Here is a 14,933-nt window from a genome sequence, read left to right as displayed (position 1 = left end):
GTTGCGTTGTGTGGGTGCTCACTTCGCTCGTTTTGGGGTTGCTGCTGTGCACTCATTGCACCTGCGACCCCGCCCCCTATCACACCTACGACCCCTACCATACCTGTAACACCTATCACACCTCCAACGACCGCAACCCAACAACTCACTAACCCAACAACGCACCACCAACAACTTCCCCACCAAGCCCCTCGTTACCCCTACCAGCTACACTACCTTAAAACAGCAAACACCATGGACGCCATCAAGATCCTCTGGGCCGACGACGAGATCGACCTCTTCAAGCCACAAATGCTCTTCCTGAAGAAGAAGGGCTACGAGGTGATCACCGTCACCAATGGGCACGACGCGCTGGAGGAGATGGAAAACGATAAGCACGTCGACATCGTATTCCTGGACGAGAGCATGCCGGGACTGACCGGGCTGGAGACGCTGAGCCGCATCAAGGCCCTACAGCCGTCGATCCCCGTAGTGATGATCACCAAGAACGAGGCCGAGGACGTTATGGAGGAGGCCATCGGCAGCCAGATCACCGACTACCTGATCAAGCCCGTGAACCCCTCCCAGATCCTGCTAACACTGAAGAAAATCGTGGACGAAAAGCGCCTAGTGCGCGAAAAGACCACGAGCGACTACCAGCAGGACTTCCGCCAGCTGCTCATGCAGATCAACTCGGGGCTGGACAAGGAGGAATGGGTGGACATGTACAAGAAGATCATCAACTGGGAGCTGAAGCTCGACGAGAGTAACTCCGACCAGATGGGCGAGATACTGGCCGTGCAGAAGCGGGAGGCCAACGCCGAGTTCTCCAAGTACATCGAGCGCAACTACCTCGACTGGGTGGCGGAGAAGGATGCGCCCATCATGAGCCACAACCTGATGCGGGAGAAGGTTTTTCCGCACGTCAATAAGGAGCGGCCTACGGTCATGGTGCTGCTCGACAATATGCGCTTCGACCAGTGGAAGGTCATCGAGCCCTATTTGAGCCAGCTTTACCGTATCGAGGAGGAGGACTACTTCTACAGTATCCTGCCCACGGCCACCCAGTACAGCCGCAACGCCATCTTTGCCGGCATGTGGCCCTCTGAGATCGAGAAGCACTACAAGCAGTGGTGGCTCAACGACGCCGACGAGGGCGGCAAAAATAACCACGAGGCCGACCTACTCGGCAAGCAGATCGAACGCCTGCTGCGCAACCGCGACATCAAGTGGGACTACACTAAGGTGACCCGCACCAACTTCGCCCGCCAGATGCAGGACCGCGCGCTGGACTTCCTCAACAACGACTTCTCGGTGATCGTGTACAACTTCATCGACATGCTCAGCCACGCCCGCACGGAGATGGAAGTGCTTAAGGAGCTGGCCGGTGATGAGAAAGCCTACCGCAGCCTCACCCGCTCATGGTTCGAAAACTCGCCGCTCTGGGCTACCCTGCGCCGCTTGGCCGAGCGTGACATCACGCTGATCGTGACTACGGACCATGGCACCATCCGCGTCAACACGCCGAGTAGGGTAGTGGGCGACCGCGATACCAGCACCAACCTGCGCTACAAGCTGGGCCGCAACCTCCAGTACGAGGAAAAGGACGTGCTGGAAGTGCGCGAGCCGAAGGAAGCAAAGCTCCCCCGCCCGAACCTGAGCAGCAGCTTCATCTTCGCCAAGGAGGATAAATTCTTTCTCTACCCCAATAGCTATAATTACTATAACAACTACTACCGGGATACCTTCCAGCACGGGGGAATTAGTCTGGAGGAGGTGGTTTGTCCGGTGGTGCGGTTGCGGACGCGGTAGGGGGGTGGGGTATTAGCGGAATAGGTGGATATATTCGTTGAAGGCGTAATACTGCTGCCGGGTCGGGGTGGCGACCGGGGTCAAGATACCCAGTTCGGCAAGTTGGGTGACCAGCCGGTAGATCGTGGCGGGCGTCGTATCCAGCGCCGGTTGTAAATCGAGTGGTGTGATGACCGGGTTGCGAAATAGATAGCGGATCGCCAGGTGGGCTCGCGCGGCACGGGCACCCAGGGGGCGTAGGCGCTCCGTCATACTCCGCTCGAGTTTTAGTATTTCCCGGAAGGTAGCGACGCCGTCGTTGGCCGTCTCCTCCACCCCCCTCAGGAAAAATTGCAACCAGGCGGTAAGGTTTCCGGTGGTGCGTACCTCCGAAAGGTGGTGGTAGTACTGTTGGCGGTTGCGCTCCAGGTAGGCGGAGAGATACAGGATCGGGGTGCGCAACAGTCCCCGCTCGACCAGGAACGTGGTGATGAGCAGGCGGCCGACCCTGCCGTTACCGTCCAGGAAGGGATGGATCGTCTCGAACTGGTAGTGCAGTAGGGCTGTCTTGACCAGACCGGGAATAAGGTCACGGTCATCATTGGCAAACTTTTCGAGATCACCCATCAGGCGGGGCAGTTCGTGTGCGGGCGGAGGCACGAAGCTAGCGTTCGATGGCATAGATCCTCCGATCCAGTTCTGCGTGCTGCGAAACTCGCCGGGCAATTTGCGCTCGCCGCGCACCCCCTGCATCAGCGGTTTGTGTACGGCCCGAATGAAGCGGGAGGAAAAAGGTAGTCGTTGGGAAAGCGCGAGCGCTGCTTCCAGGGCGGTCAGGTAATTTTTCACCTCTTCCCAGTCATCCCGCCGCTCTCGACTCACCGCGCTGACGTCCAGGAACACCTCTTCGAAGTGAGTGCGGGTACCCTCGATACGGCTAGACAGGGTAGCCTCCTTCGTCTTGTGCATCGTCACGTACAGGTCCAGGTCCACGAGCTCCGAAAACGTATCGAGCTGGCCCAACGCCCGGTCAGCCTTACTCAGCTGGTACAGCAAGGCCGGGTCAGTGAATCGCCATTTGCGATTTAATTCACTGGGAATGAAGGACTTGAAGTCCTTTTGGCTCACTAGGTGACCCGGCTCAAAGCTATTCATAGCTGCAATTTATGGGGTAAATTGCAAATAGGATTAACTTAGTTGCATGGATGGTTGCTTTTTGTATGTCACCTGCGAGTTACTCGCAGTGTTGCAAGTCACATCTTATTCAGTTGCAAAAGAGGTGCTATTTTGCAAGTATGGTGGGAGTGAGTTACATGGATGCGACTGATGTACTCACGCACCCGTGCCCGACTGCCCGCGGCTGGGACTGCTGAAGGTAACCTGACCCTCGAAAGTCGAGGGAGGCTTGTTGTAGATCCGATCGCTCATGATGGGGCAGAAAAAACCCGCCAAAATTGCGCGTGATCCCGTTAGAAACCAGAGGCGAGGCAGGTTTTGATACCTCGAAACTAGGGGCAGTTATCCAGATATCCCAATTCTGGGTCCTTTCCACTAGTTGAGCACCCGCGATCCCGCCCACTTCATGTACGCTTGGTGGTTGGTACACCGATCGGTAGAATTTTTTTCAATTTCCGGACCATACACCCCGGTTTACATGACACCCACCGATTTACGCATTGACCTACGGGTCACTCCCTACCTCAATTTGCCCCTTTGGAACAATGAGGTACCGCCGATCCAACGATTGAGACTCACTAACGAAGGAGCGGAGGAACTAGCCGATCTGACGCTTACGATCGATCGCGTGCCGGAGCCCCTTCCACCCCTCAGATTCGAACATCTTGCGGTCAGGGCAGAAGGATAGATTGACGTACCGCTCGGTACTCCACCTTTACGGCCACTGCGGCGGCAAACGTGCACTACGTGAATCCACCGAGCAGCTTTGAAGTTACCGAACAGAAAGTGCGCACGCCCGGAGAAGCGATCGGGGATAGGTTAGCCACCTGCCTCGATTTGGTAGTACTCGGGGCGGCGGTGCTGGAGCAGGCGGGACTTCATCCGATCATCGTCCTCCTCAGGGGGCACGCTTACCTGGCGTGTTGGTTGCAGGAGTCCCCCCTCTCGACGGGTATCATCGAGGATGCACAGGTGCTACGTAAGGCGCTCCGGAATAACTCATGTTAGCTAATTACCACGTACGACGCCATAATCATAGGCTCCGGCCCCAACGGCCTCAGCGCCGGCTGTTACCTCGCCCACCGGGGCCTGCACGTACTCCTCCTGGAGGTGCACGCGGAGCCCGGCGGCGGCCCCCGCACCGCCCAGCTTACCCTACCTGGTTTCCACCACGACGTCTGCTCGGCGGTCCACCCCTCTGGCTACCTCTCGCCCTACTTTTAGGAATTGCAACTGGAGCGCTACGGACTGGAGTGGGTCTTCCCCCGGGCCTCAGTCGCTCACCCACTCGACGGGCAGGACGCCGCCATCCTCAACAAATCACTTACCGAGACCGCCGCCGGACTGGGCGTAGACGAACGTGCCTACCGCAGGCTCCTGCAAGCCCCTGGCCGACTACGTCGATTGGCTCCTGGAGGACGCCCCAGGGCCCCTCGGTATCCCCAATCATCCGTTGTTTCTGACGCGCTTTGGTATGAGGGCCGCTCTGCCCGCCACGCTATTTTCCAAGCTGGCCTGCCGGGGGGTCGCTGGTGCAATGCTTTACGGAGGCGGGTGGGGAACTACGGGTGGACTCCCGGATTACGCGTTTCGACCGGTTACCACCCGCCCGGGCCTACCTGTTCGATACCAACCCCCACCAGTTGGCTGCTATTGTCGGTGATGAGCTACCGGCCGGCTACCGCAAACGACTAGAAAATTCATCTAGTACGCCAAATCCGAAGGTATTCATCTGTTCGGCTTCTTCGCCGCCGGGCGGGAGGGTGCACGGGATGAATGGGTTCCATGCGGCGCGGAGTGCGGTCAAGGCGTTTGGGTGAGAAGAGGTGGCCAAAACTAGGATACAGCAGAGGAAGAACGGTCGAACATAATTTAGCCAGACTGAACGATCACCCGAATCTTCTTACCCGTCAGTACGCAAAAACTAGTTGTAAGTCGGTCTTTGTAGCTATCAATCAGCCGCATAGGCTAAACAGGCATAGATCTGCTCCAGGCTGATGTGCGGATACGCCGAAAGCAAATACTCGAAACTCTCCCCGGCGGCTAGCTTATCGATAATCAAATCAACCGAAATACGCGTGCCCCTTATGGTTGGCTTGCCATAAAGTATTTTGGGATCGGTAGTGATGTACGGTTGCCAGTTCATCGTTCACACTGTTGGCTCAAGATACGGATAGTTCCGAAACGTCCACTCCGCACCCGCGGCCCCGCCCCCTACCCCGTAGGCAGCAACCGCCGCACCACCCGCTCGATCGTCAGCCCCTGCACCAGGATTGAGAAGACCACTACTACGTAGGTCATGACCAGAAACATCTCACGGTTCATGTCTTCGGCCAGACTGAGGGCCAGGGCAATGGAGATGCCACCCCGCAGCCCGCCCCAGGTGATGATCGTGTGGGTGTGGGGTACGAAGTCGAGTCGCTTGGCGAATATTTTGACCGGAAGCCAGAGGGCTGCGTGGCGGGAGAGCAGTACGATGGGAATGGCGAGTAGTCCGGCCAGTACGTAGCTGCCCGAGTAGGTGAGCACCAGCATCTCCATGCCGATGAGCACGAAGAGAATGGCGTTGAGCAGGATGTCGAGCAGCTCCCAGAACTTGTCGACGTAGAGCTCGGTGGTCTCCGACATGGCGCTGGCCCGTACCTGATCGTGGCCGATGGCCAGTCCGGCGGCTACCATGGCCAGCGGTGCCGATAAGTGAAATTGCTGGGCCACGACCGTGCCCCCCATCACGGCGGCCAGGGTGATAATGATCTCGGTGCTGAAGTCGTCGATGGACTTGATGAGCCGGTAGGCAATCCACCCCAGGGCCACGCCGAGCAGCAGCCCCCCAAACACCTCCTGCCCGAAGAGTACGGCAATGTCAACGGCTCCGATCGGCCCCTGGCTGGCGTCGGCGATCTCGAAGAGGGTCAGGAAAAGCACTACGCCTACGCCGTCGTTGAACAGCGACTCGCCCACGATCTTGATCTCCAGCTTCTTGGGTGCCCGGGCCTGCTTCAGGATACCAAGCACGGCGATGGGGTCGGTGGGGGAGATGATGGCTCCGAACAGCAGGCAGTAGATGTAGCTTACCGGCATGCCCAGTAGCTGCAGCAGGTAAAAGGTGAGCGTACCGATGAGAAAGGTCGAGGTGACCACCCCCAGGGTAGCAAAGGCTACGATGGCCGCCCCCTGCTTTTTGAGCTCGTCGTAATTGGTATGTAAGGCCCCGGCGAAGAGAAGAAAACTGAGCATGTAGTCCATCAGCACCCGCTCGAAGTCGATCTGCTGAATCAACTCGGCCTCCGCCCGCAGCAGCGTATCGTCGAAGTAGCTCAGTCCCAGCACCGCCACCGTGTACAGTAGCGTGATGAGCATGAGCCCGATGGTAGTGGGCAGTTTGAGGAAGCGGGCGTTGAGGTAACCGAAGGTGGCGGCCAGAAAGATGAGGCCGGCGATAATGGTGTAGGTAGACATAGTCAGACGGGGGGTGCGGAAGTACGAAGGTAGGGGCGTAGCATCACTCAACTATTCGCGGCCCGGCACGTACATGCAACGAACCCTACTGTATCGACCCCCGTGACCTACGACGCCGTCATCATTGGCTCCGGCCCTAATGGCCTCAGCGCCGGCTGCTACCTCGCCCGCCGGGGCCTGCACGTACTCATCCTGGAGGCCCACGCGGAGCCCGGAGGCGGTACCCGCACGGCCGAGCTTACCCTACCCGGCTTTGCCCACGATGTCTGCTCGGCGGTGCATCCCTTCGGCTACCTTTCCCCCTACTTTCAGGAGCTCCGACTGGAGCGCTACGGCCTGAAGTGGGTCTTTCCCCGCGCCTCGGTCGCCCATCCGCTGGACGGGGAGCGTGCGGTGATCCTAGGTAAGTCCGTGGAAGAAACCGCCGCCGGGCTAGGCGTAGACGAGCGGGCCTACTGTAGGCTCATGCAGCCCCTGGCCGAGCACGTCGACTGGCTCATGGAAGATGCACTGGGGCCGCTTGGCGTTCCCGATCATCCCCTATTTCTAGCGCGCTTTGGCGTGCGGGCAGCCCTTCCCGCCACGCTGTTCTCTAAGCTAGCCTTTCGGGGCGAGCGGGCCCGGGCACTCTTTGCCGGTTGTACCGCCCACAGCGTACTGCCCTTCGATAAGTTCTTTACCACCGCACTGGGGCTCACCTTTTTAGCTTCGGGGCACGCCGTTGACTGGCCGGTGGCCGGAGGAGGGTCAGAGGCTATTGCGGGGGCGCTGGGGCAATGCTTCACCGAGGCGGGCGGGGAACTACGGGTGAACGCACCGATCAGGCGGTTCGACCAGTTGCCATCCGCCCGGGCCTACCTGTTCGATACCAACCCCCACCAACTGGCTACGATTGCCCGGGCAGAGCTACCGGCAGGCTACCGCAGGCGACTGGAGAAGTTCGTTTACGGCCCCGGTGTCTTCAAGATCGACTACGCCCTCGATGGTCCCATTCCCTGGGCCGATCCCCGCTGCCTGGAGGCCTCGACCGTGCACGTGGGGGGCAGCTTCGCCGAGATCGCTGCCGCGGAAAAACAAACCTGGCGGGGGCGGCACGCCGAGCAGCCCTACGTGTTGCTGGCTCAGCAGACTGCATTTGACGCCACGCGCGCACCGGCCGGCAAGCACACCTGCTGGGCCTACTGCCACGTGCCCAACGGTTCGGCGGTCGACCAGCGTGAGGTCATCGAGCGGCAGATCGAACGCTTCGCCCCCGGGTTTCGGGATCGCATCCTGGCGCGTAGCAGCATGAATGCCCCGGCCTTCGAGCAGTACAACCCGAACTACGTCGGTGGGGCAGTAACCGGCGGGGCGGCCGATATTACCCAACTGTTTACCCGACCGGTGGCGCGGGTGGATCCGTACAGTACGCCTAATCCGAAGATTTTTATCTGCTCGGCTTCTTCGCCGCCGGGTGGGGGGGTGCACGGGATGAATGGGTTTCATGCGGCGCGGAGTGTAATGAGCAGGCTAGGGGCAGGGCCGCAGCGGCAGCGATAGGGGTGACGAAGCAAAAAAGATTGTCGTGTAACGAATGTTAGATTTTTTATTCGTTCATTTGGGACTTAATCAACCTACATGATAGCTTCGTCCCCCTGCCAAACTGCCCCCAGCGGCCGTTCGCTACGTGGTCTACTCCTCTCCACCATGCTGGCACTAGGGGCCACGGTGAGTGCTCAGACCATCTCGGGTACCGTCACCGATCAGGCAGATGGCTCGCCGCTGGTCGGAGCTACCGTGCTACAGGAAGGTACCACCAGCGGTACGGTCACCGATCTGGACGGTACCTTCGAGCTTACCCTTACCGAGACGCCGGCTACCCTACTCGTCACCTATGTAGGCTACGGTACCCAGCAGGTGCCCGTGGCGGCCGGCCAAACCACCGTCGACGTACAACTCAGCCAGGGCAGTCAGCTCAACGAAGTGGTCGTCACCGCCCTGGGCATCGAGCGCGAGGCTAAGAACATCACCTACTCGGTGCAGGAACTGGACGGTGACCAGGTACGGGCTACCCGTGACCCTAACTTCGTCAATACGTTGAACGGCAAGGTGGCCGGCCTCACCGTCACCACCGGGGCCAGCGGACCGGGCGGCGCAGCCCGTATCGTGCTACGTGGTAACCGCTCTATCTCGGGCTCCAACAACGCCCTGATCGTAGTGGACGGGGTGCCGATCGACAACTCCAGTCGTGGGCAGACCGGCAACGACTTCGGAGGCTACAACAGCATCGATGGGGTATCGAATATCAATCCTAATGACATCGAAAACGTATCATTCCTTAAGGGGGGCGCGGCCGCCGCACTCTACGGTAGTCGTGGTGCTAACGGCGTGATGCTCATCACTACCAAGCGGGGCGAGGCCGGTCGTATAAAGGTGGACGTAACTAGTGGTATCGCCACGGAGTCTCCCCTCATCCTGCCCGAGCTTCAGAACACTTACGGGCAGGGCAACGGCGGAGTGTCCAACACCACGGCTTCCGGTAGCTGGGGCGGGGAAGCAACCACCTATGAGAACAATATCTCGGACTTCTTCCGCACCGGGGTCAGCCTGGACAATAGCATTAGCATCTCCGGCGGTACAGAGGTAACCCAGGCCTACTTTTCCTTTACCAACAACCGCAATCAGGGCATTATCCCCAATAACGACCTTAACCGCAATACCTATAACCTACGACTGAACCAAAAAATCGGCAGCCGCCTTAGCGTCGATCTTAAGGCTACCATCGTGGCCCAGGAGATTAATAACAAGGTCAAGACGGGGGAGGAAAGTGGCATCGTGCAGAATCTCTACAAAATACCCCGCTCGGTCGATCTGGGGGAGTACGAAGCCTTTGAGGATGAGACCGGTAATCCTACGTACTGGACCACCTCCTCCATCTACATGAACCCCTACTGGACGCTCAATCGGACGCTGAATACCGACCGCCGTGACCGTCGTATTTTCCTGGCCAGCCTGACCTACGATCTTACGGACCGTATCAGCCTCACCGGTCGGGCAAACCTGGATCGGAGTAACGATCAGCTGACCTTTCGCTTCTACGACCGTACCCTACTGTTTGCCGGGCCGGGGGGCAGCTACCAGGACGGTAGCGGCTTCTTCGAGGAAAACAACTTTGACCTGTTTCTTAACGGCTACCAGGATATTACGAGTGATCTGCGCGCCGACTTCCTGCTCGGTACGGCCCGTAACCAGCGCGAGAGCAAATATACCTTCCTACGCGCCAACGGACTGTTAGTGCCCAATAAGTTTTCGGCCGATTTCGGCCGTGTGGTGAGTACCCAAACAACCATTAGCGAACGGGAATACCAGTCGGTTTTCGGCACCCTATCTCTGGTATATAAAGATTTCCTCGTGCTGGATGCCTCGGCGCGCAACGACTGGTCCTCGACCCTGCCCGCCCCCCACTCTTTCTTTTATCCCTCGGTGGGTCTATCCTGGATCGTCAGCGATATGGTACGGCTACCTGAGTTTTTCTCCTTCGCTAAGCTACGGGCCACCTGGTCTGAGGTGGGCAACGACGCCGAGCCATACCGTCTGCTTAACACCTTCTCCGTACAACAGGGGGGTACGAACGGGTTCATCGCTCAGGACGGGGTCCGTAACATTCCCGATCTGAAACCAGAGATCACCCGCTCTATTGAGTTCGGAGCTGATGTGCGGGTGTTGAGCGGCAAACTAGGGCTTGACCTTACCTACTACAGGACCAACTCCGTCAACCAACTGTTTTTGGTTCCCCTGCCCGCCCCCTCTGGCTTTTCGGACCAGTACATTAATGCCGGAGACATCCAGAATACAGGTATCGAACTGATCGCCAAGTGGCGCGCCTTCGAGACGGTAGACTTTTCCTACAACACTACGCTCAACTACGCCCGTAATGTGAACGAGATCATCGAGCTTTCGGAGGACGTAGACCGGGTTTTTCTTAGCGGTGGTTTCGGACGCACCGCCGGGGTGGTGGTCGAGGAGGGTGGACGCTACGGCGATCTCTTTGCCGAGGGCTGGTTGCGGGACGATGCCGGCAATTTCGTAGTGGACGATATGGGCCTACCCATTGGCTCCGGCGGTGGACAGACCTTCCTCGGCAACTTCAATCCCGATTTTAGCCTGGGCTGGAACAATCGGTTCAATTATCGGGGTGTGGATCTGCAATTCCTTATCGATGGCCGCTTCGGTGGGGTGATGGTATCGGGAACGGATGCCAACCTGGCCTTCGACGGTACGGGTGACTACACCGAGGCCTTCCGTGAAGGAGGCCTAGTACTTGACGCCGTGACCGAAGATGGTACCCCTAACACCACGGCCATCACTGCGGAGGCCCTCTGGACCCGGGTCTCCGGTGGCCGCTACTCTTTTGGCGAATTCTTTGCCTACGACGCGACTAATGTGCGGGTGCGGGAGGTAGCCATTGGGTATACCTTTACCTTACCCGATCGGCTAAAGATTCGCAACCTGCGCCTGGCCCTTACCGGACGCAACCTGTTCTTCCTCTATCGGGGCAAGGCACTGCTCGACATTCCGGGCATTCCGGAGCGGCGCATGAACTTCGACCCCGACATCCAGCTGGGCGCCGGTAACTTTCAGGGCGTCGAGTACGGCAACTTACCTTCCACCCGTACCGTCGGCCTGAATCTTCAACTTGGCTTTTAACTCCATTCGCAGTCGTTCAACGAAAAGTTAGCACCATGAATTTTAGTAAGTATACCCCGCTGCGTTCCTACCTATTTACTGGGCTGGCCGTATTACTACTCGCCGGCTGTACGGAGGATTTCGAGGAGATCAATATCGATCAGACCAAGCTCTCCACCCTCGGGGAGGCCGAACTGCCCTTTCTATTCAGTAAGGCCCAGTCCAGTTCTTCCTACGCCTTCTGGCGCTACCAGGTGGCGCAGAACCTCTTTGCCGATCTGTACGCGGAGTACTACGCCACCACGGCTACCTACTTTCCCTCTGACCGCAATGTGATTCGCATGGACTGGCTGCAGTGGCACTGGCGGCCCATCTACACCGACGTCGTACCCCAGCTCAAGGTCATCATGGAAAATACCGATGAGCGCTCAGCCGAGTACGCCCTAGCCAGCGTAACCTGGGTGTACGCCTTCCACCGGCTTACGGACTACTATGGCCCGGTACCCTACTTTCAGGCGGGTGAACCACTTAAGTCGGTACCCTATGACCGGCAGGAGGATATCTACGATGACTTTTTCAAGCGTCTTGATGCGGCGGAAATCGTACTGCGCGGTGCTACCGACCAAACCCCCTTCGGATCCTTCGATCTCATCTACGGAGGAGATGTGAACCGCTGGCTGCTGTTCACTAACAGCCTGCGACTCCGCCTGGCGCTACGTATTTCCGGCGTTAATCCCACCCGTGCCCGCGCCGAGGCCGAGGCCGCGCTGGCCAGTGGCGTGCTTGAGGATCCGGCCGACGATGCCTATATGATCAAAACCCCCGCAGGCGACGACGTGAATGGCTTATCGGGTATCTCGGTATGGAACGAGTTCCGTATGAGTGCCGCCATGGAATCGACCCTAAAGGGCTACCGTGATCCCCGTATTGGAAAGTTCTTCCAGCCTGCCTCCGAAGACGGTGAGTACAACGGACTGCGCAACGGACTCAGTCCCGCCCAACTGGGGGAGGCCGTCAATCAAGCTAACGCTAACTCGAACGTAGGTACCCGCTGGGTGACCGGCAGTGGCTCGGCCTGGACGCGGGAGGGCACTACCTCCCAGAACATCCTCCACGCCGCCGAAGCATACTTCAACCGCGCTGAGGGTGCCCTCAATGGTTGGGATATGGGTGCCACCCCGGAGGAGTTGTACAATAAGGGAATTGAGGCTTCGATGAACCAGTGGGGCATCACGGACGCAGGAGCCATCAGTGCTTACCAGCAGTCGGATGCTACTCCCGTGGCCCCGCAGGACTTCCTCAACTCGCCGCCCGTCAACGACACCCCGATCCGCTTTGGCAACGATGCGGCTACCCAGCGCCGGCAGATCGCGATGCAGAAGTGGCTTGCCCTCTTTCCCGACGGGCTCGAAGCCTGGGCCGACCAACGACGCAGTGACCTGCCGGAGCTCTACCCCGTAGTGAATTCCGAAAATAGCGCGCTGCCGGAAGGCCAACGCCCCGTACGCATCCCCTTCCTGGACTACGAGAAAAACACGAATAGTGAGGCGGTAGAAGCCGCCGTGGATCTGCTCAATGGACCCGATGACGTGACTACACGGCTCTGGTGGGACGTGAACTAGGGGGGAAGTAAGCTGATCTTTGAACTACTGCTGCCCCTAAAAAGTAAAGGTCGCTTCCGGGCTAGTGCTGAGCTCGAAGCGTAGCGTGCCCCCAGCTATGATCGCCGCGTGGTCCAGCTGAGAAGACCGCATCCGCTCCCCATTCAGGTACACCGCCCGGACGTACCGGTGGGCGGGGCCGCGGGGTGCGGCGGTGATCGAGAAGGTGCGATCCTGGCCCACTGCCAGCGTTGCCGCATCCACCTGGGGGATGCCGAGCTCGTAGGTGCCGGAAGCGGGGTGGACGGGATAAAAACCTAGGGCGGAAAAAATATACCAGGCGGAGAGCTGTCCGCAGTCTTCATTGCCGCAGAGTCCGTCGGGCCGGGCGGTGTAAAAGCGGCGGCAGATCTCACCGACGCGCTCCTGGGTTTTGTGGGGCTGACCGACGCTGTTGTAGAGATAGGCTACATGGTGGCTCGGCTCATTGCCGTGAGCGTACTGCCCGATGAGGCCGGTGATGTCGAGAATGTGAGCGTCGATACTAACCTCACTCGTCACGAAGAGCTGGTCGAGCTTGGCGGCCAGGCCGCCGGGGCCGCCGTGGAGCCCGGCCAACGCGGCGGGGTCCTGCTGGAGGTGAAAGTTGTACTGCCAGGGGGTGGCCTCGACAAACTCGGCCTCATCGGTGACGGTAGGGTCGAAGGCGGGGCGCCGGTCGCCGGCGCGGTCGCGGCCACGGAAGAAGCCGGTCGTGGGATCGAACAGCGTGCGGTAATAGGTTGCACGCTCCCCATACAGGGCCGCTGAGGTAGTGTCACCCCGTCCCCGCGCCAGCTCGGCGGCGCAGGCATTGGCGTAGCACATCTCCAGGGTCTTGGAGGTAGCGAAGTACTCACCGACGTCGGTGGGGACGTAGCCATAGCGGTCAAAGTAGGACCAGGGGGCCACAGGGTTGTCGGTTACCAGTGAGGCTTGCACGGCGGCGTAAAGCTCATCGGCAAGAGCGCTGCCGTAGCCCTTGCGCAGGGCCTCGGCTACGATGGGTACGGACGGGGTGCCGATCATCGTATTGACCTCATCCTCCCAGAGCTTCCAGACGGGCAGGTAGCCATTTTGCCGGTAGCCCTCCAGGAGTGCGGCCAGAATGTGCTCGGTCAGGGTGGGGCGGATCAGGGTACTAAGGGCAAAGGCAGCGCGGTAGGTATCCCACTGGCTGAGGGTGGTCAGTACGGTATCGCCTTGGGCACCAAGGAGGTAATTCGGGGAGAGGGCGGTATGGTAGAGCGCAGTGTAGAAGATGGTCTTCACGGAGTCGGGAGCCTCGATGGTGATGGGGGCCAGCGCGGTAGACCAGGAAGTGCGGGCGGCTTGCCTGGCTTGTTCGAAGTTCATTGCACCTGCGGCCCCGCCCCCTGTCTCGTCCGCAAAGGGTTCGTGGGATAGGGTAGCGACGACCTCGATGTGCTCGCTGGCGGTAGTGCTAAAGCTGACCGTGCCCCGTACGTCACGGCCTCGTGCCAGGCGACTATGGGGGCGGTATGTACCGTTAGTGGCCAAGCCATATGCGCGGAAGGGTTCAGAAAACTTAAGCTCGAAGTACACGCGCTGCACGTGGGCCCAGCCGGTAGAGATGCGGTAGCCAGCCAGCGTAACCGAGTCGACTACCCGCAGCTCCGCGTCCAGTACCCGCTCGGTAAGCCAACTACGGTGACGGTCCAGTCCGTGCTGCAGATCGACGGCAATGTGGGCCGAATCGCTGGCCGGAAACGTATAGCGGTGGTAGCCCCGGCGGGCATCGGCGGTGAGCTCGGCGCGGATGCCGTAGTCAGCCAGGGTGACGGCATAATAACCCGGTGTGGCCACCTCCGTAGCGTGGTCGAAGCGGGAGCGGAAGCCGGCGTCGGGATCGTCCTTGGGGCCAGGATATAACTTGAGCGAACCGGTGTAGGGCATCACGAGCACGTCGGCCAGGTCACTGATACCCGTGCCGGAGAGGTGGGTATGGCTAAAGCCCATGATGCTACCGTCGGCGTAGTTGTAGCCACTGCACCAGTCCCAGCCCTCATCCCCCGTATCGGGGGAGAGCTGTACACCGCCGTGGGGCAGGGTAGCGCCGGGGTAGGTATGTCCATGGCCGGCCGTGCCGATGAAGGGATCGACAAAATCGACCGGTGACTGGCCCAGTAGCGCCAGGCAGGGCCAGAAAAATAGCAGCAGACCGGGGCGCATACAGTAGTTTGAGCCCTAAAGCTAACCGCC

At 59.5% G+C, this 14,933-nt stretch carries 10 protein-coding genes; 6 read left to right on the top strand and 4 right to left on the bottom strand.

Annotated elements, in window-relative coordinates; translation table 11 throughout:
• Positions 1 to 234 precede the first annotated feature (234 nt).
• The gene (locus ACOOHD_RS12260) at positions 235 to 1,791 is read left to right on the top strand and encodes a response regulator (protein ID WP_420458170.1); all 1,557 of its coding nucleotides are present in this window, start codon (positions 235 to 237) and stop codon (positions 1,789 to 1,791) included.
• Positions 1,792 to 1,803: 12 nt separating this feature from the next.
• Here ACOOHD_RS12260 and ACOOHD_RS12255 read toward each other — a convergent pair whose 3' ends face one another.
• Positions 1,804 to 2,925, bottom strand: a complete 1,122-nt coding sequence (locus tag ACOOHD_RS12255; RefSeq protein WP_420458169.1) for a Fic family protein — start codon at positions 2,923 to 2,925, stop codon at positions 1,804 to 1,806.
• A gap of 807 nt (positions 2,926 to 3,732) precedes the next feature.
• Here ACOOHD_RS12255 and ACOOHD_RS12250 point away from each other — a divergent pair.
• The gene (locus tag ACOOHD_RS12250) at positions 3,733 to 3,954 is read left to right on the top strand and encodes a hypothetical protein (protein WP_420458168.1); all 222 of its coding nucleotides are present in this window, start codon (positions 3,733 to 3,735) and stop codon (positions 3,952 to 3,954) included.
• Positions 3,955 to 3,957: 3 nt separating this feature from the next.
• Entirely contained in the window at positions 3,958 to 4,170 is a 213-nt protein-coding gene (locus ACOOHD_RS12245; protein ID WP_420461430.1) for an NAD(P)-binding protein, read from the top strand.
• A 727-nt stretch (positions 4,171 to 4,897) separates the two neighbouring features.
• Here ACOOHD_RS12245 and ACOOHD_RS12240 read toward each other — a convergent pair.
• On the bottom strand, positions 4,898 to 5,092 hold the full coding sequence (locus tag ACOOHD_RS12240) for a DUF433 domain-containing protein (protein ID WP_420458167.1): 195 nt from the start codon (positions 5,090 to 5,092) through the stop codon (positions 4,898 to 4,900).
• A 68-nt stretch (positions 5,093 to 5,160) separates the two neighbouring features.
• Positions 5,161 to 6,405, bottom strand: coding sequence for a cation:proton antiporter (locus ACOOHD_RS12235; RefSeq protein ID WP_420458166.1), 1,245 nt, complete (start codon positions 6,403 to 6,405; stop codon positions 5,161 to 5,163).
• Between the two features lie 102 nt (positions 6,406 to 6,507).
• Between ACOOHD_RS12235 and ACOOHD_RS12230 the strand changes: the two genes are divergently transcribed.
• The 3 genes from ACOOHD_RS12230 (at position 6,508) to ACOOHD_RS12220 (ending at position 12,692) form a co-directional block, all read left to right on the top strand.
• Complete coding sequence (locus ACOOHD_RS12230) at positions 6,508 to 7,944, top strand: phytoene desaturase family protein (RefSeq protein WP_420458165.1); 1,437 nt, start codon at positions 6,508 to 6,510, stop codon at positions 7,942 to 7,944.
• 78 nt (positions 7,945 to 8,022) lie between these two features.
• Entirely contained in the window at positions 8,023 to 11,091 is a 3,069-nt protein-coding gene (locus tag ACOOHD_RS12225; protein WP_420458164.1) for a SusC/RagA family TonB-linked outer membrane protein, read from the top strand.
• A gap of 35 nt (positions 11,092 to 11,126) precedes the next feature.
• The gene (locus ACOOHD_RS12220; RefSeq protein WP_420458163.1) at positions 11,127 to 12,692 is read left to right on the top strand and encodes a SusD/RagB family nutrient-binding outer membrane lipoprotein; all 1,566 of its coding nucleotides are present in this window, start codon (positions 11,127 to 11,129) and stop codon (positions 12,690 to 12,692) included.
• Positions 12,693 to 12,728: 36 nt separating this feature from the next.
• On the opposite strand, the gene ACOOHD_RS12215 is transcribed toward ACOOHD_RS12220, so the two are convergent.
• Entirely contained in the window at positions 12,729 to 14,903 is a 2,175-nt protein-coding gene (locus tag ACOOHD_RS12215; RefSeq protein ID WP_420458162.1) for a GH92 family glycosyl hydrolase, read from the bottom strand.
• Between the last annotated feature and the right edge of the window lie 30 nt (positions 14,904 to 14,933).

Origin of the sequence: Neolewinella sp. (assembly GCF_965214665.1) — a bacterium.
GTDB lineage: Bacteria > Bacteroidota > Bacteroidia > Chitinophagales > Saprospiraceae > Neolewinella.
This window is presented reverse-complemented; position numbering and strand designations above follow the sequence as displayed.

What these genes read in the sequence shown, in the direction of transcription:
- ACOOHD_RS12260 (WP_420458170.1), top strand. Translation starts at nt 235, where the DNA reads ATGGACGCCATCAAGATCCTCTGGGCCGACGACGAGATCGACCTCTTC.
- ACOOHD_RS12215 (WP_420458162.1), bottom strand. Translation starts at nt 14,903, where the DNA reads ATGCGCCCCGGTCTGCTGCTATTTTTCTGGCCCTGCCTGGCGCTACTG.
- ACOOHD_RS12255 (WP_420458169.1), bottom strand. Translation starts at nt 2,925, where the DNA reads ATGAATAGCTTTGAGCCGGGTCACCTAGTGAGCCAAAAGGACTTCAAG.
- ACOOHD_RS12225 (WP_420458164.1), top strand. Translation starts at nt 8,023, where the DNA reads ATGATAGCTTCGTCCCCCTGCCAAACTGCCCCCAGCGGCCGTTCGCTA.
- ACOOHD_RS12220 (WP_420458163.1), top strand. Translation starts at nt 11,127, where the DNA reads ATGAATTTTAGTAAGTATACCCCGCTGCGTTCCTACCTATTTACTGGG.
- ACOOHD_RS12235 (WP_420458166.1), bottom strand. Translation starts at nt 6,405, where the DNA reads ATGTCTACCTACACCATTATCGCCGGCCTCATCTTTCTGGCCGCCACC.
- ACOOHD_RS12240 (WP_420458167.1), bottom strand. Translation starts at nt 5,092, where the DNA reads ATGAACTGGCAACCGTACATCACTACCGATCCCAAAATACTTTATGGC.